Origin of the sequence: Pseudomonas sp. Sample_16, assembly GCF_004307665.1 — a bacterium.
GTDB lineage: Bacteria > Pseudomonadota > Gammaproteobacteria > Pseudomonadales > Pseudomonadaceae > Aquipseudomonas.
The window spans coordinates 1-18,603 of sequence record NZ_RCOB01000197.1; the positions used below are offsets into that span (position 1 = coordinate 1).

Genomic DNA, 18,603 nt, shown 5'->3' on the forward strand with positions numbered 1-18,603 from the left:
GGCGTGGTTGCGCATTTCGTGATCATGCCCGGTGTGGCGTGGTTGCTCTGCCAGGCATTCCATCTGCCGCCGGAAATCGCCGTCGGCGTTATCCTGGTCGGCTGCTGCCCTAGCGGCACCTCTTCAAACGTCATGACCTGGCTGGCCCGTGGCGATCTCGCACTGTCGGTGGCCATCGCTGCGGTTACCACCCTGCTCGCCCCGCTGCTGACGCCAGCGCTGATCTGGTTGCTGGCTTCGGCCTGGCTACCGGTTTCGTTCATGGAGTTGTTCTGGTCGATTCTGCAAGTGGTGCTGCTGCCGATCGTATTAGGCGTGGTTGCCCAGCGCTTGCTCGGGGACAAGGTTCGTCACGCCGTGGACGTGTTGCCGCTGGTCTCGGTGGTGAGCATCGTGATTATCGTCACTGCCGTCGTCGCCGCCAGCCAGGCGAAAATCGCCGAATCCGGCCTGCTGATCATGGCGGTGGTCATGCTGCACAATAGCTTCGGTTACCTGCTGGGTTACTTCACCGGACGCGTATTCAAGCTGCCATTGGCCCAGCGTAAATCCCTGGCACTGGAAGTCGGCATGCAAAATTCCGGGTTGGGTGCCGCGCTGGCCAGTGCACACTTCTCGCCGCTGGCGGCAGTGCCGAGTGCGTTGTTCAGTGTGTGGCACAACATTTCCGGCGCGCTGCTTTCGACGTATTTCCGCCGCATGAGCGAGAAGCAAGACCGGAAAGTCGCGGGTCAGCAAGCCACCGACTGATCCGGCAACTTGATCCCCGGATTAATGCTGGGCACTATATTGCGCACCGGGAGGACGACCTCGCGGCTCGATCGAGTCATCAATCTGGGGACGACCCCGTCAATCGATGAGGTCTTACATGTCCTGGATCATTCTGTTTTTCGCCGGCCTGTTTGAAGTCGGCTGGGCTGTGGGCCTGAAGTACACGGACGGTTTCAGCCGACCACTCCCCACTGCCCTCACCCTCGCGGCCATGGCGATCAGCCTTGGTTTGCTGGGCCTTGCCATGAAGGAATTGCCGCTGGGTACGGCCTATGCAGTCTGGACTGGCGTAGGCGCCGTCGGTACGGTGATTGCCGGGATCATCCTGTTCGGTGAGTCGATGGCGTTGTTCCGGCTGGCCAGTGTGGCGTTGATTATTGCCGGGTTGGTTGGGCTCAAGGTCAGCGCTTAGGCCACTACCGCCATCGCGGGCAAGCCCGCTCTCACAGGATTTACGTTGTGCCACCTATTTGGAGCACACCATCAATCCCTGTGGGAGTGGGCTTGCCCGCGATGGGGCCAGTACAGTCACCAACTACCTGACGGTCCCGCGCAAGTCCCCAACCAAAGCCTGTAGTTTGGCCGGCTCGGCCACCTCAACCGCCACCGCCGGCCCCGCCACCAGTGTCACCCGCGACCACAGCCGACGAAACAATCCCTTGCCCGGATCGCGGCTGAAGAAACTTCCCCACAACCCCTGCAAAGCCAACGGAATCACTGGCACTGGCGTCTCCTCGAGAATCCGCGTCAGTCCACCCTTGAACTCATTGATCTCGCCGTCCGCCGTCAGCTTGCCTTCGGGGAAGATGCACACCAGCTCACCTTCCTTCAGATACCGGGCAATGCGCGTGAAGGCCTGTTCGTAGATCTGGATATCTTCCTGACGTCCGGCAATCGGAATCGTCCCCGCCGTACGGAAGATAAAGTTCAGCACCGGCAGGTTGTAGATTTTGTAGTACATGACAAAGCGAATCGGCCGACGCACTGCACCGCCGATCAACAAGGCATCGACGAACGACACGTGGTTGCACACCAACAGCGCAGCACCTTCATCGGGAATCCGTTCGAGATTGCGGTGCTCCACCCGGTACATGGAATGGCTGAGCAGCCAGATCATGAAGCGCATGGTGAATTCGGGAACAATCTTGAAGATGTAGGCATTGACGCCGATGTTGAGCAGCGACACCACCAGGAACAATTGCGGAATCGACAGCTTGGCCAGGCTCAGCAGGATGATCGAAACGATCGCCGATACCACCATGAACAACGCGTTGAGAATGTTGTTGGCGGCAATCACCCGCGCACGTTCGTTCTCGGCGGTGCGTGACTGAATCAGCGCGTACAGCGGCACGATGTAGAAACCACCGAAGACACCAAGGCCGAGGATGTCGAGCAACACCAGCCAGGTGTGGCCGAAGCCGAGAATTTCAATCCAGCCATGGCCGGCAACACTGTCGGGAATCCCCCCGGAATGCCACCACAGCAGCAAGCCGAACACGGTCAGGCCAAACGAACCGAACGGCACCAGGCCGATTTCGACTTTACGCCCGGAGAGCTTTTCGCAGAGCATCGAACCGACGGCGATACCTACCGAGAACACCGTCAATATCAGCGTTACAACGGTCTCGTCACCGTGCATCCACTCCTTGGCATAGGCGGGGATTTGCGTCAGGTAAATCGCCCCGACGAACCAGAACCACGAGTTGCCGACAATCGAACGCGACACCGCCGGGGTTTGCCCCAGGCCCAGTTTCAACGTGGCCCAGGACTGGCTGAAGATGTTCCAGTTCAGGCGCATTTCCGGGGTCGCCGCTGCAGCCCGCGGGATACCGCGGCTGGCCAGGTAACCGAGCACGGCAATGCCGATGATCGCCGTCGAAACGACCGGGGCGTAATGACTGGAAGACATCATGATCCCGGCGCCGATGGTCCCGGCAAGGATCGCCAGGAACGTACCCATTTCCACCAGGCCGTTGCCACCGACCAGTTCATCTTCGCGAAGGGCTTGCGGCAGGATCGAATACTTCACCGGCCCGAACAGCGCCGAGTGCGTGCCCATGGCGAACAGCGCCACGAGCATCAGCCACAGGTGATCGAACATGAAACCGATCGCACCCACCGCCATGATGGCGATTTCCCCGAGCTTGATCAGACGGATCAACGCGTCCTTGGCGAATTTTTCCCCGAACTGCCCGGCCAGCGCCGAGAACAGGAAAAACGGCAGGATGAACAACAGCGCACACAGATTGACCCAGATCGAACGATCACCGTCGATAGTGAGTTTGTACAGGATGGCGAGGATCAGCGACTGCTTGAAGATGTTGTCGTTGAACGCCCCCAGGGACTGGGTCACGAAGAACGGCAGGAATCGACGTGTGCGCAGCAAGGTGAACTGTGAGGGATGACTCATCTTCCATGTTTCCCTGAGGTTGGGTAAAAGTGGCCGGGTTTTCTGATTGGATTGCCGAACCTCGATCCAGGCCACACATTACCTAAACTTCGCAGGTTATTTCTTTAATCCTGCAATGCATGGCGAGACGAACAGCTCCCCTCTCCAGGCACCCTGGACAGTGCGCGTGCCTACGATCAGCCACATCACCGCCAACAACGCCACCAGAGCACAACCAGACACACTGAAAAACATCAGGTGCAGGGTGCTGGCCAACTTCAGCGTTGCCAAAGAGTAGACCCCCAACGGAAAGGTGAAGCCCCACCAGCCGAGATTGAAAGGAATGCCGGCACGCAGATAACGCAGGGTGATCAGGATCGCTATCAGCATCCACCACAAGCCGAAGCCCCACAACGTGATGCCTGCGACCAGGCCCAGGCCGGCGGCAATCTCGCCGCTACCCGCCATACCGTTGGTGGCGAAAATCGCTGGCGCATCCGCGCCCAGCAGCAACATGCCCAGCGCGCCGGTGCCGATCGGCCCCAATGCCAGCCAACTGGAGGCGGCCATGTTCTCGTGGGGTAACTTGTGCAGGGCCATGCGCAGCAGAAGAATCGTCAGAATGCTGAACGCCACCGGCAAGGAAAACGCCCAGAGCACGTAACTGGTCACCAGCACCACCAGTTGCGAATGAGCGTCGGCCAGGTGTGGCGCCAGCAAACCACCGCTGACGGCGGCCACTTCCGCCGCCACCACCGGCAGCAACCAGACAGCGGTCATTTGGTCGATGCGGTGTTCCTGGCGGGTGAACATCATGTAGGGAATCAGCACCCCACACGCCAGCGACATCGCGACATCCAGCCACCACAACACCTCGGCCAGTGCGATCACGCCTTCGCCCCAACGTGGCAAACCGAACAGCAGAAAGCCGTTGATGATGGTCGCCAGCCCCATGGGAATCGTGCCGAAAAACATCGAAACCGTGGAATGTCCGAAAATCCGGCGAGCCTCGTCGAAAAACAGAACCCAGCGCGCGGCATAAAGGCCCGTGAACAATACAAACAACAGAATATTGAACAGCCAAAGACCTTCGGCGATTGCGTGCAGCGCGGGATTGGCGCCCGGCAATTGTGCCAGCGCCAAAGCCAATACACCGGTGCCCATGGTGGCGGCAAACCAGTTGGGGGTGAACTGGCGAATGACTTCCATTGGATGTTGCAGATGACGAAACGGCTTGATACCGGGTTTGGCGATGTGGGTGCAGGTCATGATGAACTCCTGTCCTCTGGTGAGGTGGAGTTCATCATAGAGCCAGATGGAATATCGATATAACGGGTAATATCTCTAACTGTTATCTATTTTGCAGATGTACACCTCCTACAGGAGATTACGCACGACCTGAAGCATTGCTGATGCTGGCGTTACGTTGGCGCATCAATGAAAACAAAGCGCTCAGCGACAGGACGATCAATGCAACACCATAGCCATCAGTGGTTCTGACCAGACCAAAACCGTGCGTAATTGCCGGCCAGCAACGATGGCAGGCAGAACGCCAGATAGCTGAGCACGTAGTACGCCGACATCAACCCCGCCCGCTCATGGGGCAAGGCCAGCGGCACCAGACTGCGCACGGCCCCCAGAAACCCGGAACCAAAGCCACACCCGGCGATGAGCGTGCCCACGAAAAACAACGTCAGGCTGGAACCGTGTACACCCAGCAGAATCAACACGATCCCCATCGGCAGCAGGCTGGCTCCCAATTGCAGCGACCTGGCGGCCGGGCGATTGCGCAAGGCGTAGATCATCAGCGCGCCCGTCAATGTCAGAGCGGCGACGGTCGCGCCGCCGATCAAGTTTGATGTCGAGCCGGTGGCCGTGCGTACCAGCGAGGGTGCCAGTGAGGCGTAGAAACCACCGAGCGCCCAGGTCGCAGTGTTGAGCGGCAACACCCGCCACATTGTCGGACGCGCCTGGACGGGCACGTGCAGCGTGGGTCGTAATGAAGCCCAGGCGCCGGGCTGTCGCGAAACGCTTTCCGGCAAGCGCCAGACGTACACCGCCTGCATCGCAAACAAGACCAGCAGCAGCCAATAGGTCAAGTGCAGTGGTGCCGGCGCAAACTGCGCCAGCAAACCGCAGCCCAACCCGCCCATGGCCATGCCGATCAAGGGTGCCACGCTGTTGATCAGCGGCCCATGCTGGCGGTCCGTATCGAGTAGCGTCGCGCTCAACACCGCGGTCGCCATACCGGTGGCAAAGCCTTGCAGGACGCGGGCACTGATCAGCCAGGTAACACTGTCGGCATGAATAAACATCAACATCGCCAGGATGTTGAGTAGCACCGCGGTGAAGATCACTGGTTTACGGCCCAGGTAATCCGAGAGCGAACCGACCGTCAGCAGCGCCGCCAGCAAACTGAGGGCATACACGCCGAAAATCAGGGTCAGCACCGCAGCCGAGAACTGCATTTGCTCCTGATACAAGTAGTACAACGGTGTCGGCGCGGTGGATGCCGCCAGAAAACTGAGCAAGGTGATTGCCAGGAACCACAGGCTGGACCGGTTCGAACGAGTACTGGACATGCGCACACTCCGCAAAAGCTAATTTTTTGCTTTTGCGGAGTGTGCTACCGGATAGCGCTTAAAGCAAATTCTTTGTGTTAAGGTCCGATGCATGGCTTTTTAGAAACGGCGCTGCCTTGAAAAGACTCCGCCGCGAAACAGGAAACACATCATGAGCACGCCCGCTTTACGTCCCGGTGGCCGCAGCGCCCGGGTACAGGAATCGATTCATAACGCCGTGCGCGAGCTTCTTGAAGAACAGGACCGCGCCACCCTCACCGTGCCGCAAATTGCTGCTCGCGCAGGGGTCACGCCGTCGACCATCTACCGGCGGTGGGGAGAATTGTCGGTGCTGCTCGCGGACGTCGCCCTTGCGCGCATGCAACCGGAAACCGAGTCGGCCAACACCGGCAGCCTGGCGGGTGATGTGCGCGCCTGGGCGGAACAGTATCTGGACGAGATGAGCTCAGCCCCCGGCCGCAACATGCTGCGCGACGTGCAGTCGAGCCTCAAGCCGAGCTACTGCGCAACGATCATTGGCGGGCAATTGCAGGTCATTCTGGATCGCTACACGGATGAACCACAGCCCGGTGTCGACCGGCTGATCAACATGATCGCGGCGCCCATCGTGTTCCGCATCCTGTTTTCCGAAGCGCCGCTGGAGGTAGAGGAGTTGCATCGATTGATCGAGATTGCACTGACTCAGTGACGACCCTATCGAGAGCAGCCCCCTGCGACAGCCCGCCACGCCACGACCTTGGTCGACACTGACTAACCCCTGCCATCGTGCGAGACTGTCTGTCCGGGCGGGAGGCCCGGGTGTCTTTGGTTGCCGGGAGTTCCCATGTCGCTGTCCAGCGGGCTGATCGCCGCCGTCGCCCTGGCCTATATGGCCATCATGTTCGCCATCGCCTTTTACGGTGACCGTCGCAGCGCGCCATTGCCGCCGCGGGTGCGTGCCTGGGTGTACAGCCTGTCACTGGCCGTCTACTGCACCAGCTGGACGTTCTTCGGTGCCGTTGGCCAGGCCGCCGAACAGCTGTGGTCGTTCCTGCCGATCTACCTTGGACCGATCCTGCTGTTGATCGGGGCGCCGTGGGTCCTGCAAAAAATGGTGATGATCAGCAAGCAGGAGAACATCACTTCGATTGCCGACTTCATTGCCGCACGCTATGGCAAATCCCAGTCGCTGGCGGTGGTGGTGGCGCTGATCTGCCTGGTCGGCGTGCTGCCCTACATTGCCTTGCAGCTCAAGGGCATCGTGCTCGGCGTGAATCTGCTGATCGGTGCGGGCGCCGACGCCATGGGCGTTCGCGCACAGGACACCGCGCTGGTGGTGTCGCTGGTACTGGCGCTGTTCACCATTGTTTTCGGTACGCGCAACCTCGATGCCACTGAACACCACCGTGGCATGGTGCTGGCGATTGCGTTCGAGTCACTGGTTAAGCTGTTCGCCTTTCTGGCGGTCGGCGCGTTCGTGACCTTCGGTTTGTACGACGGTTTCGATGACCTGTTCAATCAAGCCATGCTCGCCCCACGCCTGGAGCAATACTGGAAAGAAACCATCAACTGGCCGTCGATGGTGGTGCAAACCGGCGTGGCGATGATGGCGATCATCTGCCTGCCGCGACAATTCCATGTGACCGTCGTCGAAAACATCGACCCGCAAGACCTGCGTCTGGCGAAGTGGGTGTTTCCGGCCTATCTCGCTTTGGCAGCATTGTTTGTCGTACCCATCGCCCTGGCCGGCCAGATGATGTTGCCGAGCTCGGTGTTGCCGGACTCTTTCGTGATCAGCCTGCCGCTGGCCCAGGCTCACCCTGCCCTCGCGTTGCTGGCGTTCATCGGCGGTGCGTCGGCGGCCACCGGCATGGTGATCGTGGCAAGCGTGGCGCTGTCGACCATGGTTTCCAACGACATGCTGTTGCCATGGCTGCTGCGCCGCAACAACGCCGAGCGTCCATTCGAAGTGTTCCGCCAGTGGATGCTCTCGGTGCGCCGCGTGAGTATCGTGGTCATTCTGCTGCTGGCCTACGTGAGCTATCGGCTGCTGGGCTCGACCGCCAGCCTGGCAACCATCGGCCAGATCGCTTTCGCCGCGGTCACGCAACTGGCACCGGCGATGCTCGGCGCGTTGTACTGGAAACAGGCCAACCGCCGTGGTGTGTTTGCCGGTCTCGCCGCCGGCACCTTCCTGTGGTTTTACACGCTGATCCTGCCGATCGCCGCCCATAGCCTCGGCATGTCCCTGAACAGTTTCCCGGGCCTGGCCTGGCTGCACGGCAATCCGCTGAACCTGCCGATCACCCCGCTGACCCAAGGCGTGGTGCTGTCTCTGGCGGGTAACTTCACCCTGTTTGCCTGGGTCTCGGTGCTGTCGCGCACCCGCGTGTCGGAACACTGGCAGGCTGGCCGTTTCATCGGCCAGGAAATCAGCGCCCGCCCCAGCGCGCGCTCGATGCTCGCGGTACAGATCGACGACTTGCTGCAATTGGCCGCCCGCTTCGTCGGCGAAGAACGCGCCCGCCAGAGCTTCATCCGCTTTGCCTATCGCCAGGGCAAAGGCTTCAACCCGAACCAGAATGCCGACGGTGAATGGATCGCCCATACCGAACGCCTGCTCGCCGGCGTACTGGGCGCCTCGTCGACGCGGGCGGTGGTAAAGGCGGCCATCGAAGGTCGGGAGATGCAACTGGAGGACGTCGTGCGGATCGCCGACGAAGCCTCGGAAGTCCTGCAATTCAACCGTGCGCTGCTGCAAGGCGCCATCGAGAACATTACCCAAGGCATCAGCGTGGTCGACCAGTCACTGAAACTGGTGGCCTGGAACCGGCGCTATCTGGAGCTGTTCAACTACCCGGACGGTTTGATCAGCGTGGGTCGCCCCATCGCCGACATCATCCGCTACAACGCCGAACGGGGACTGTGCGGCCCCGGCGAAGCCGAAGTACACGTCGCCCGGCGCCTGCACTGGATGCGCCAGGGGCGTGCGCATACGTCGGAGCGATTGTTCCCCAACGGGCGGGTGATCGAACTGATCGGCAACCCGATGCCGGGTGGTGGTTTTGTCATGAGTTTCACCGACATCACCCCATTCCGCGAGGCCGAGCAGGCGCTGACCGAAGCCAACGAGAGCCTGGAACAGCGGGTAGCTGAGCGTACCCGTGAGCTCTCACAACTCAACGTCGCGCTGACCGAAGCCAAGGGCACCGCCGAGGCGGCCAACCAATCGAAGACCAGGTTCCTGGCAGCGGTCAGCCATGATTTGATGCAGCCACTGAACGCTGCGCGGCTGTTTTCCGCGGCCTTGACTCATCAGCACGACGGTTTGCCCGGTGAGGCGCAAAAACTGATCCAGCACCTGGATAGCTCGCTGCGTTCTGCCGAAGACTTGATCAGCGATCTGCTGGACATTTCCCGCCTGGAAAACGGCAAGATCAATCCTGATCCCAAGCCATTTGCCCTCAATGAATTGTTCGACACCCTTGGCGCCGAATTCAAGGCGTTGGCTCGTGAGCAAGGCCTGCAATTCCGTGTCCGGGGCAGCAAGTTGCGCATCGACAGCGACATCAAACTGCTGCGCCGAATCCTGCAGAATTTCCTCACCAACGCCTTCCGCTACGCCAAAGGCCCCGTGTTGCTTGGGGTTCGGCGACGCAAAGGCGAGCTATGCCTGGAAGTCTGGGACCGCGGACCGGGTATTCCGGCAGACAAGCAGCAGGTGATTTTCGAAGAATTCAAACGTCTCGACAGCCATCAGACACGGGCGGAAAAAGGCCTGGGGTTGGGCCTGGCGATTGCCGATGGTCTGTGCCGCGTGCTGGGTCACACCTTGCTTGTACGCTCTTGGCCAGGACGCGGCAGCGTATTCAGCGTCCGAGTACCGCTGGCCCGAGCTCAAACGGCGCTGCCCGCCAAGGCTGTCGAACTCAATGGCAAGTTGCTCAATGGCGGCCAGGTGCTGTGCATCGACAATGAGGACAGCATTCTGATCGGCATGAACAGCTTGCTCACGCGCTGGGGTTGCCAGGTCTGGACCGCACGCAACCGCGAAGAGTGCATGACCCTGCTCGCTGAGGGGATGCGACCACAATTGGCGTTGGTCGATTACCACCTGGATGACGGCGAGACCGGAACCGAATTGATGGCGTGGTTGCGAACTCGACTCGGTGAGCCTGTGCCGGGCGTGGTGATCAGCGCCGACGGGCGGCCAGAGACCATCGCTCAGGTACATGCGGCCGGACTGGATTACCTGACCAAGCCGGTCAAACCCGCGGCGTTGCGGGCGTTGTTGAGCCGGCATTTGCCGTTGTAGCGTCAGCGAAAACCCTTATTCCGGCAACTCGACCAAGCCATCGACATCGGTCATCGCCCGCTCCAGCAAATCTGCGGGCAAACTCTTGCTTGCCCTGGCCCCGAGCAACTTCAGTTGCTCGCTGCGACTGACCAGATTGCCGCGCCCTTCGGTCAACTTGTTACGCGCCGAGCTGTAGGCCTTGTCCAGTTGCTGCAGGCGATTGCCCACCTCGTCCAGGTCCTGGATAAACAACACAAACTTGTCGTACAGCCACCCGGCCCGCTCGGCGATTTCCCGGGCGTTCTGGCTTTGTCGTTCCTGCTTCCACAGGCTGTCGATAACCCGCAGTGTCGCGAGCAACGTGGTTGGGCTGACGATCACGATGTTGCGGTCGAACGCCTCCTGAAAAAGCGTCGGCTCGGCCTGCAATGCCGCGGAAAACGCTGCTTCGATCGGCACGAACAGCAACACGAAATCCAGGCTGTGCAAACCGTCGAGCCGCTTGTAATCCTTGCCGGCCAGGCCTTTGACGTGATTACGCAGAGACAGCACGTGCTGCTTGATGGCGATCTGGCTGATGCCTTCGTCCTCGGCCGCCACGTATTGCTGATAAGCCGTGAGGCTGACTTTGGAGTCGACCACCACCTGCTTGTCGCCGGGCAAATAGATGATCACGTCGGGCTGGAAACGCTCGCCGTCCGGCCCCTTGAGATTGACTTGAGTCTGGTACTCACGGCCTTTTTCCAGGCCGGCATGTTCGAGTACCCGCTCCAGGATCAACTCGCCCCAGTTGCCCTGGGTCTTCTGCCCTTTCAAGGCACGGGTCAGGTTGGTGGCTTCGTCGCTCAGGCGCAGATTCAGCTGTTGCAGGCGTTCCAGTTCCTTGGCCAGGGAGAAGCGCTCGCGCGCCTCGGCCTGATAACTTTCCTCGACACGTTTTTCGAACGATTGAATGCGTTCTTTCAGTGGGTCAAGCAATTGTCCCAGACGCTGCTGGCTGGTTTCGGCAAAACGCTGTTCACGCTCATCGAAGATTTTCCCCGCCAACTCGGCGAACTGAGCGCGCAACTCGTCTCGGGAGCCCTGCAGGTCGTTGAGGCGTTGTTGATGGCTTTCCTGTTGTTCGCGCAGTTCAGCCTTGAGCGAGGCGGCCTGGGCATCCAGGCGCCGCAACTCGGTTTCCTTGCCGGCGCGCTCGATGTTCCAGGCATGGGCAGCATCCCGGGCGTCATCGCGTTCGATCTGCAACAACTCGACTTCACGGCGCACAGCGGCCAAATCTGCCTGCCTGGCGGCATTGGCCTGCCCCAGATCAGCGATTTCATCGCGACAGGTTTCAAGTTGTGAACTCAAGCCATCCTGCGCCAGTTGGGCCATGGCCAGACGCTCTTCCAGTAACGCGACGTCCGCTTGCGAGTTGCTCGCCCGGCGCTGAAGCTGCCAGGCCAATACCAGCAAAGGCAACGCAGCGCCTGCCAGACCGAGCAAGGCGCTGGTCAAGTCCATAGCCATAGCCATTCCTGCCTTCGAATTAAAGTTTGAAGGTTAACCAAGGCGTCAGGTCTTGGACAGCTCAGTCTTCGATCAGCCCCAGTTCCTGTTGTGCGCGCTGATCACCCGCCCGTGCGGCCTGCCGCAACAGGTCCTGGCCGATCCGGCGGTCCCGGGCATTCCCGCATTCGCGGCACATCAGTTGGCCCAGGCGGCTTTGCGCGGCCACCACGCCCTCACGGGCAGGTTGTTTGAGCAAACGCCCGGCGATGTGTTTGACATTCGGGTTTTCGCCCAGTCGCGGACTGTCCAGCAACCACTCTGCAACCCGCATCGAAAAACGCTTGGGAGGGGCAACAGTGGATGTTTTGGAGGAAGAGGAATCGGATGGTGTACGAAACTTCATAAAGCACTGTGGGCAGATCGGAAGGCGCGCCACTCTACTCTTTTTTTCTTACAGGTAAAGCTGAAAAAATCCCGGCACGCCCGTCCTAGAGCAAGCGCTCGGGACAATCCACAGAAGCTGTGGATAACTCAGTGGACAACCGCCCTTGAAGAGCCGCAAAGCCCTGTGGAATGGGGCCTGCAGTCAAACTGACGATTTTTTCACCAGTAAAAAAAAGCGATGTTTTTCATTGACTTAAATTTTGGTTACAGGCACCCACTCCTCTCTGGAGCGGGATGACAGTGGCGTTACAGTCTGTGCAACTAATGTGTACAAGTAGCTCGCCGATGGTTATATCGAGGCGTTTTTTCGGCGCGATTTGGCATCGGTCCTGGGGATAAATCGCGGCAAACCCGCATTCCAGGCCGTTTGTCATCCGTCGGATGGTCATGACCATCGGTCGGAATCCGGATCATCCAAGCTCGCTATCAGGGCTCATGTCGGTTTTTTTACGGCTGTTCCAGGACCCCCTGGATATTCCTGTGGCTATCACACTTCCCTTTGCCGATTCAATCCGTTAGTATCCCCGGCGTTAGTACCAAGCTGAAAGTCAATTCTGGTCGAACAAATCCCCCCGGACTGCCTTCCCGATGGAAGCCCAACCGATAAAAGCGGGATCGACCACCTCGATGGTTTCCAGGTAAATCTTGCGTCAACACAGCCTTTGAATCGAAAGCAAAGGGTGTTGCCAGGCTCGCTTACTCTGACCGAACCAACCTGCAAATTGATCAGGATCCTCACCCCGGGCCCAGAACCTTAGCCCTTGATGTGTTGCCTGCCCTCCTAAGTACCTACCTGCCAGCCCAAGCGCGCCAATTTATCAGCGCTTCAAACTGGCTGCTTTGTTCCAGTCAGGTTCTTCGCTCGACCAACGGTGGTCGTCGTCACTGGAACGTTTTAATTTTGCACGGCTCTTATCCGTGTCGCTTGTAGGAACACCATGACTATGACTACTCAAATCCATGCACAGGATGCCATCCGCACCCTAACCAACGCTTTTGCACCAATGAACTGCCTGATCATGGCCGCTCGCAAAGGCTGCTTCAGTTTTACCCTGGTCAACGAACACGGCATCGCCCGACACAGCGAACGCCTGTACCCCGATCAATACTCCAGCGCTGAACCGCTGCAGGCCGTGATCGAACGTACTCGTCAGGCACTGGTTGCCTGAGACGCCAGCAAGGCTGAAATACCAAAAGCCCCGCTCTCAAAAGCGGGGCTTTTTGTTGCCTGAAATTTCAGTTTGCCCGCAAAGCGGCTAAGCACCAACCGGTATAACGGTTATAACTGGAAGCTGGAAATATTTTAAAAACAGTCCTTTACGCAGCGAATATGACACTACACTTCAACTCAAGCGGCTTGATCCGCTTCCGGCGAGCCTGAGTCGATTCACCGCTGCCAAGGCCCCATCAGGTATCGCCGTCCAATTCATGGTTTCGAGGGTTTTATGGGTATCGCTGCCAGCGAACTGTGCCGTTATGTGATTCGTCCGACGCTGATCTACCTTGGACGCCATAGCGCAACTGCCGAATCCCTGCTGCTGGGCATTGCCGCCAGTCAGTCAGCCCTTGGTTCCGCCCTTCACGACCGCCGTGGCCACGGCCTCTACCGTATCGCCGAACCTCGCCATCAGGCTCTCTGGGACCACTACCTGGCGCTCGATCCCGAACGCGCAAGCCTGGTCCGTGGCCTCGCCAGCCAACATGCCTTTCTCAGTGGCCCGCACGTCGAATTGACCGTCAACCTGCGTTACGCCACCGCCATCGCCTGGCTGATGGTCGAAGAACAGAACACCCCGCTCCCCGAAGCAGACGACCTGCTGGGAATGGCCCGAATCTGGCGCCAGACCTTCCAGCCCCAAGGTCGCCTGAGAGACTTCACCTTCGCTTGGCAAACCTGTGTATCACCACTGAATCAGGTTGCCTGCTGACACACTCTGGATCCAAAGATCGCACAATACGCTGCGAATCTGGTCGGATTGTCCTACAAAACCGCTCTAAATCAAGCCATACAGCCTATAGCGCTGGGACGAAAATGTTGGTAATTTTCGCCCCGGTGATCACCAGGAGTTCTAATAATGAAAAAAGTAATGCTCAAAACCACCATTAGTCTCGCCGTTGCCATGGCATCCACCCAGATCTTCGCAAGTGGCTTTGCCCTCAACGAACAAAGCATCAGCGGGATGGGTACTGGTTTTGCCGGGCGATCTTCCGTTGCCGACGACGCATCCACACTTGTGGGCAACCCTGCGGGCATGTCCCGCCTCAAGCGTGAACAAGTAACCGGTGGTGTTGCATTCATCGACGCACACACCGACATCAGCGATGCCAGCTCCCGTCCAAATGGCGGCACCAACAAAGGTGACATGGTCCCTTTCATGGGCGTGCCGATGGGCTATTACGTCAAGCCTCTCGATGACCAATGGGCAGTCGGTTTCGGTGTCTATGCACCGTTCGGCCTGGTAACCGATTATGAAAACGGCTTTGCCGGCCGCTACTTCGGCAGCAAGAGCGAAGTCAAAATCATCACCCTGCAGCCAACCGTCAGCTACGCCTTCAACGACAAGGTGTCGATCGGTTTCGGCCCGACCATCAACCGTATCGACGGCAAGCTGGAATCCAACCTGTCGCTGGACCCGCGCGCACCGGATGGTGAAGTCAAGATCAAGGGTGACGACACGGCTCTGGGCTACAACATCGGTATCCTGGTGCAAGCCACCGACAGCACTCGCGTCGGCCTGACCTACCACTCGAAAGTGAAGTACAAGCTCGACGGTGACACCAAGGTCAACTACGGCCTGCTCGGCGCCCTGGGCCAGAATCCGAACCAGAAGTTCGATGCTTCCCTGGACCTGACCACGCCCGAGTCGGTTGACTTCTCGGTTACCCACCAGCTCGACGACCAGTGGACTCTCTATGCAGGCAGCACCTGGACTCGCTGGAGCCGCCTGAAAGAAATCACCGTGGAAAACGAAGGCGTTCCTGCTGCCCTGGCCGCACGTGGTCTTGGCACCATCACCGAAGAACAGAACTGGCACGACACCTGGGCTCACGCCATCGGTGCTTCGTATCAGCTGAACAAGCAGTGGGTACTGCGCACCGGTTTTTCGGTTGACCAGGCACCAACCAACAACGAAAACCGCTCCCCACGCATCCCGACGGGCGATCGCAAGATTTTCAGCCTGGGCGCCGGCTGGAGCCCGACCGACGACCTGACCATCGACGTGGCGTACTCCTACCTGTGGGAAGAATCGGTCAACGTCAACAACAGCAATGGCCGTCAGGCCTACAGCGCCAAGTATGAAAACTCGGCGAACGGTTTCGGTGTCGGTGCGACCTACCGTTTCTGATAATTCGCGGCGAGCCTGACCCCTCGCCCGCGCAATCAAAAAAAGCCCCGCGCTCTGGTACAGAGGCGGGGCTTTTTTGTGGCTGTCGATCAGGGAGCGGAGGCCAGGGGTGGCGAGGCCAGAGCCTTCTCCACTGCGGCGATGAAGTCGGGATCGTCAGGCTTGGTCAAGCTGGAGAAGCTGGCGACCACCTTGCCTTGTCGGTCGACCACGTATTTGTAGAAATTCCATTTCGGCGGATTTTTCGACTGTTTGCCGAGTACCTTGAACAAGTTCGTGGCATCGTCGCCCCGGACTTTCTGTGGCTCGGTCATGGTGAACGTCACGCCGTAGTTGACGTAGCAGACCTTGGCAGTCTCGGCACCGTCCTTGGACTCCTGTTTGAAGTCATTGGACGGCACACCGATCACTTCCAAGCCTTGTTCCTTATAGCGCTGATTGAGCGCCTCAAGACCTTTGAACTGCGGGGCGAAGCCACAGAAGCTCGCCGTATTGACCACCACCAGCGGCTTGCCGGCGAAGCGCTGGCACAGGTCGATGGACTCATTGGAACGCAGCTTGGGCAACGAGCCCTGTAGCAGCGCCGGGCACTCTGCCGCTTGAGCCAATCCGGTAAACGCTACCAGTAACGCGGGAACTGCCAACCAGCGCATCAGCATATCGGTGCTTCCTTGAGTGATTCGGGTGACATCGAAGTTACTCGTCCTGCCCTCCCGCTAGCAAGCGTCCTAACACGCCCCCATGCCCAATTGCATCAACGCCAGGCCGCCCTGATGCCAACCCCACCAGGCCACAGCGAGCAACCCGGCGCAGACGGCAAGAATGGTGATACGTGGCCAGAGACTGTTCATGTCGTGCTCATTTGTGTTTGCAGGCGCGCAACCGGTCGCTCACGCACCGGCCAGTTCAGCGCGGCGGCCATCAAGCTCAGAAGAATCGCGACCTGCCAGATCAAGTCATAGCTCCCGGTCCGGTCGTACACCACCCCGCCCAACCAGCCGCCAAGGAACGAACCCAGTTGATGAAAGAGAAAAACGATACCTCCGAGCATGGACAGGTTTCGTACGCCGAACAAGGTTGCGACGGTGCCGTTGGTCAGCGGCACCGTCGACAACCACAGGAAGCCCATGGCCATTCCGAACAGGTACGCCGAAGTCGTTGTCACCGGCGCCCACAGGAACAGCGCGATCACCACGGCCCGCAACAGGTACAAACCGGTAAGCAAACGCGGCTTGGACATGCGCCCGCCGAGCCAGCCGGCGGTGTAGGTGCCGAAGATATTGAATAAGCCAATCAACGCCAGAACAGTCGTACCGACGGTGGCAGGCAGATGCTGATCGACCAGATACGCTGGCAAGTGCACGCCGATAAAGACCACTTGAAAACCACAGACAAAGAAACCGAATGCCAGCAGCCAGAACCCGGAGTGAGAACAGGCCTCACGCAGTGCCTCCGAGAGGGTTTGCTCATGGCCAAGCACTGGCAATGGCTTGTCCTTGAGCATGCTCACCAGCGGCACGATCAGCGCCACCAACAGCCCCAAGGCCAGCAGCGCCGCTGACCAACCGAGCCAGCCAATCAATCCGAGCGTGCCGGGCAGCATGGCGAACTGACCGAACGAACCGGCGGCGCTGGCAATGCCCATGCCCATGCTGCGTTTTTCCGGCGGCACTGCGCGCCCGACCACCCCGAGAATCACTGAAAATGAGGTACCCGACAGACCAATCCCGATCAGCAGACCGGCGCTCAGGGACAGGGTCGCCGGCGAATCCGACAGGCCCATGAACACCAGACCCAGGGCGTACAGCACACCGCCGATGAGCACGACTTTCGCCGCGCCGAAGCGATCGGCCAACGCGCCAGTAAAGGGCTGTGCGAGTCCCCAGATCAGATTCTGCAGGGCGATGGCAAAGGCAAACACCTCGCGTCCCCAGCCGAATTCGGCACTCATCGGCGCCAGGAACAGCCCGAAGCCATGCCGCACCCCCAGAGACAACGCAAGAATCAGCGCACTCCCCAACAGAACCCAACCACATGTACGCCACATTGATGTCATTATTGTTCTCCGGTCGCGGGTATATACCCGCTTAAGATCGAACAAACTGGCATCAAGCCAGTTCATCCAGCAACTTCAGTAATGTTTCGCGCTTTTCAGCGCCCAGACGATCGATCAAGCGCTGTTGCGCCGCCTCCCACGCCGGCAGGGCTGCTTTTAAACGCTCTGCTCCGGCTTCGGTCAGCCTGACGATGCGATTGCGCATGTCCTCGCCCTCGACCAGCATCACCAACCCTTCGCCCTCCAGCACACGCAGATTGCGCCCCAGCGTGCTGCGGTCCAGCCCCATCGCTTCGGCGAGGGTGGAAATGCTCGGTTGATCCAGCCGTTGCAAATTACACAGCAAAGAATACTGCGCGACATTGATCCCGAAGCCGTCGAGTGCGCCGTCGTAATGCCTGCTGACGCCACGGGCGGCGCGACGCAGGTTGATACATAAACATTGGGATTCGAGCATGGTGCGTGTATATACCCGCGGTTGTGTTAAATCAAGTCGCATGATGGGTGAAGTTCAGAAAAACGCCAAGCCCACCAGCACTGCAACTTCCAGCAGCTCCAGCAGCGCCCCGGCGGTATCGCCCGTGGTTCCACCCAATCGCCGTAGCATCATCTGCCGCAGCCAGACAAACATTGCCGCCGCCAGGGCCAGCGCCAGAACACCGCCAAACCCCGCAATCAGCACACAGACCACGGCGCTTGCGACCATTATCTGCTTGCCCGCCGAGCGCGGAAGATGATCGGCGAGCGCCTGGCCCAAACCGCCTGCGCGCACATAAGGGGTGGTCAGGAACAACCCCAGCAACGCAGTTCGGCCGATCAGGGGCACGATGATCAGGGCCAGCGCATGCGACTGCTCGATCAGCGCCAGCAACGCGCAGAATTTCAGCAGCAACACCAACACCAGCGCCACCACCGCGATCGGACCGCTGCGCGGATCTTTCATGATCGTCAACGTCCGTTCGCGATCCCCAAAACCGCCCAGCCAGGCATCGGCACTGTCGGCCAGGCCATCCAGGTGCAACGCTCCGCTGAGCAGGACCCAAGCCGTCAACAACAGGGCCGCATGCAGCAGCAAAGGCGTCCCCAGCATCAGCCAGTTCAACGTCCACAGAATGACGCCGAACAACAACCCCACCAGCGGATAGAACAGCAGCGAGCGTCCCAGCTGCTCAGGCGTCGGCATTCCCGGCAGACGGATCGGCAAACTGCTGAGGAATTGCAGGGCGATCCAGAATGGCAACATG

The 18,603-nt window shown here is 59.5% G+C and carries 16 protein-coding genes and 1 pseudogene; 7 read left to right on the plus strand and 10 right to left on the minus strand.

The genetic code is table 11. The features are described from left to right. Together D8U69_RS25810 and sugE are read left to right on the plus strand one after the other, a co-directional pair. The coding region (locus tag D8U69_RS25810; protein ID WP_130908444.1) for a bile acid:sodium symporter family protein at positions 1 to 750 on the plus strand (750 nt) is incomplete at its 5' end. 118 nt (positions 751 to 868) lie between these two features. Next, positions 869 to 1,183, plus strand: coding sequence for a quaternary ammonium compound efflux SMR transporter SugE (gene sugE, locus D8U69_RS25815; RefSeq protein ID WP_056852917.1), 315 nt, complete (start codon positions 869 to 871; stop codon positions 1,181 to 1,183). A gap of 123 nt (positions 1,184 to 1,306) precedes the next feature. Here the strand turns inward: sugE and D8U69_RS25820 are convergent, their stop codons facing one another. The 3 genes and pseudogenes from D8U69_RS25820 to D8U69_RS25830 all read right to left on the minus strand — a co-directional run bounded on the left by D8U69_RS25820 (position 1,307) and on the right by D8U69_RS25830 (position 5,742). Beyond that, positions 1,307 to 3,181, minus strand: a complete 1,875-nt coding sequence (locus D8U69_RS25820) for an MFS transporter (protein ID WP_130908445.1) — start codon at positions 3,179 to 3,181, stop codon at positions 1,307 to 1,309. A 96-nt stretch (positions 3,182 to 3,277) separates the two neighbouring features. Beyond that, positions 3,278 to 4,429, minus strand: coding sequence for a TDT family transporter (locus D8U69_RS25825; protein WP_130908446.1), 1,152 nt, complete (start codon positions 4,427 to 4,429; stop codon positions 3,278 to 3,280). A gap of 118 nt (positions 4,430 to 4,547) precedes the next feature. After that, positions 4,548 to 5,742, minus strand: a pseudogene (locus tag D8U69_RS25830) (MFS transporter). Positions 5,743 to 5,893: 151 nt separating this feature from the next. Between D8U69_RS25830 and D8U69_RS25835 the strand changes: the two are divergent. Continuing rightward, a complete protein-coding gene (locus D8U69_RS25835; protein WP_130908447.1) occupies positions 5,894 to 6,430 on the plus strand; it encodes a TetR/AcrR family transcriptional regulator in 537 nt (178 codons plus the stop codon). 135 nt (positions 6,431 to 6,565) lie between these two features. Continuing rightward, on the plus strand, positions 6,566 to 10,036 hold the full coding sequence (locus D8U69_RS25840; protein WP_130908448.1) for a PAS domain-containing hybrid sensor histidine kinase/response regulator: 3,471 nt from the start codon (positions 6,566 to 6,568) through the stop codon (positions 10,034 to 10,036). A 15-nt stretch (positions 10,037 to 10,051) separates the two neighbouring features. Here the strand turns inward: D8U69_RS25840 and rmuC are convergent, their stop codons facing one another. Both rmuC and D8U69_RS25850 read right to left on the minus strand, forming a co-directional pair. Then, a complete protein-coding gene (gene rmuC / locus D8U69_RS25845) occupies positions 10,052 to 11,395 on the minus strand; it encodes a DNA recombination protein RmuC (protein WP_177434598.1) in 1,344 nt (447 codons plus the stop codon). A 196-nt stretch (positions 11,396 to 11,591) separates the two neighbouring features. Further along, on the minus strand, positions 11,592 to 11,915 hold the full coding sequence (locus D8U69_RS25850) for a hypothetical protein (RefSeq protein WP_082557531.1): 324 nt from the start codon (positions 11,913 to 11,915) through the stop codon (positions 11,592 to 11,594). 985 nt (positions 11,916 to 12,900) lie between these two features. On the opposite strand from D8U69_RS25850, the gene D8U69_RS25860 reads away from it, so the two are divergent. The 3 genes from D8U69_RS25860 (at position 12,901) to D8U69_RS25870 (ending at position 15,303) form a co-directional block, all read left to right on the plus strand. Continuing rightward, a complete protein-coding gene (locus tag D8U69_RS25860; RefSeq protein ID WP_130908481.1) occupies positions 12,901 to 13,125 on the plus strand; it encodes a hypothetical protein in 225 nt (74 codons plus the stop codon). 276 nt (positions 13,126 to 13,401) lie between these two features. Continuing rightward, positions 13,402 to 13,884 carry a hypothetical protein gene (locus D8U69_RS25865; protein WP_056852925.1) on the plus strand — a complete coding sequence of 161 codons (483 nt, stop codon included), beginning with the start codon at positions 13,402 to 13,404 and terminating at the stop codon, positions 13,882 to 13,884. A 147-nt stretch (positions 13,885 to 14,031) separates the two neighbouring features. Then, on the plus strand, positions 14,032 to 15,303 hold the full coding sequence (locus D8U69_RS25870) for an outer membrane protein transport protein (protein WP_056852926.1): 1,272 nt from the start codon (positions 14,032 to 14,034) through the stop codon (positions 15,301 to 15,303). Between the two features lie 89 nt (positions 15,304 to 15,392). Here the strand turns inward: D8U69_RS25870 and D8U69_RS25875 are convergent, their stop codons facing one another. The 5 genes from D8U69_RS25875 to D8U69_RS25890 form a co-directional block, all read right to left on the minus strand. Then, the gene (locus D8U69_RS25875) at positions 15,393 to 15,962 is read right to left on the minus strand and encodes a redoxin domain-containing protein (protein WP_130908450.1); all 570 of its coding nucleotides are present in this window, start codon (positions 15,960 to 15,962) and stop codon (positions 15,393 to 15,395) included. A gap of 69 nt (positions 15,963 to 16,031) precedes the next feature. Continuing rightward, positions 16,032 to 16,154, minus strand: coding sequence for a hypothetical protein (locus tag D8U69_RS29980; RefSeq protein WP_269083286.1), 123 nt, complete (start codon positions 16,152 to 16,154; stop codon positions 16,032 to 16,034). Further along, positions 16,151 to 17,359, minus strand: coding sequence for an MFS transporter (locus tag D8U69_RS25880; protein WP_130908451.1), 1,209 nt, complete (start codon positions 17,357 to 17,359; stop codon positions 16,151 to 16,153). Before D8U69_RS25880 ends, D8U69_RS29980 begins: the two co-directional genes overlap by 4 nt. A 52-nt stretch (positions 17,360 to 17,411) precedes the next feature. Then, a complete protein-coding gene (locus D8U69_RS25885) occupies positions 17,412 to 17,816 on the minus strand; it encodes a MarR family transcriptional regulator (RefSeq protein WP_056852929.1) in 405 nt (134 codons plus the stop codon). 54 nt (positions 17,817 to 17,870) lie between these two features. Next, positions 17,871 to 18,602, minus strand: a complete 732-nt coding sequence (locus tag D8U69_RS25890) for an adenosylcobinamide-GDP ribazoletransferase (RefSeq protein ID WP_130908452.1) — start codon at positions 18,600 to 18,602, stop codon at positions 17,871 to 17,873. Position 18,603: the final 1 nt, after the last annotated feature.

Excerpts from the sequence above, each read along its gene's own strand:
- D8U69_RS25835 (WP_130908447.1), top strand. The coding sequence starts at position 5,894 with ATGAGCACGCCCGCTTTACGTCCCGGTGGCCGCAGCGCCCGGGTACAG.
- D8U69_RS25880 (WP_130908451.1), bottom strand. The coding sequence starts at position 17,359 with ATGACATCAATGTGGCGTACATGTGGTTGGGTTCTGTTGGGGAGTGCG.
- D8U69_RS25820 (WP_130908445.1), bottom strand. The coding sequence starts at position 3,181 with ATGAGTCATCCCTCACAGTTCACCTTGCTGCGCACACGTCGATTCCTG.
- D8U69_RS25885 (WP_056852929.1), bottom strand. The coding sequence starts at position 17,816 with ATGCTCGAATCCCAATGTTTATGTATCAACCTGCGTCGCGCCGCCCGT.
- D8U69_RS29980 (WP_269083286.1), bottom strand. The coding sequence starts at position 16,154 with ATGAACAGTCTCTGGCCACGTATCACCATTCTTGCCGTCTGCGCCGGG.
- D8U69_RS25840 (WP_130908448.1), top strand. The coding sequence starts at position 6,566 with ATGTCGCTGTCCAGCGGGCTGATCGCCGCCGTCGCCCTGGCCTATATG.
- D8U69_RS25850 (WP_082557531.1), bottom strand. The coding sequence starts at position 11,915 with ATGAAGTTTCGTACACCATCCGATTCCTCTTCCTCCAAAACATCCACT.
- D8U69_RS25875 (WP_130908450.1), bottom strand. The coding sequence starts at position 15,962 with ATGCTGATGCGCTGGTTGGCAGTTCCCGCGTTACTGGTAGCGTTTACC.
- D8U69_RS25825 (WP_130908446.1), bottom strand. The coding sequence starts at position 4,429 with ATGACCTGCACCCACATCGCCAAACCCGGTATCAAGCCGTTTCGTCAT.
- rmuC (WP_177434598.1), bottom strand. The coding sequence starts at position 11,395 with ATGGCCCAACTGGCGCAGGATGGCTTGAGTTCACAACTTGAAACCTGT.
- D8U69_RS25870 (WP_056852926.1), top strand. The coding sequence starts at position 14,032 with ATGAAAAAAGTAATGCTCAAAACCACCATTAGTCTCGCCGTTGCCATG.
- D8U69_RS25865 (WP_056852925.1), top strand. The coding sequence starts at position 13,402 with ATGGGTATCGCTGCCAGCGAACTGTGCCGTTATGTGATTCGTCCGACG.
- D8U69_RS25890 (WP_130908452.1), bottom strand. The coding sequence starts at position 18,602 with ATGTTGCCATTCTGGATCGCCCTGCAATTCCTCAGCAGTTTGCCGATC.
- sugE (WP_056852917.1), top strand. The coding sequence starts at position 869 with ATGTCCTGGATCATTCTGTTTTTCGCCGGCCTGTTTGAAGTCGGCTGG.
- D8U69_RS25860 (WP_130908481.1), top strand. The coding sequence starts at position 12,901 with ATGACTACTCAAATCCATGCACAGGATGCCATCCGCACCCTAACCAAC.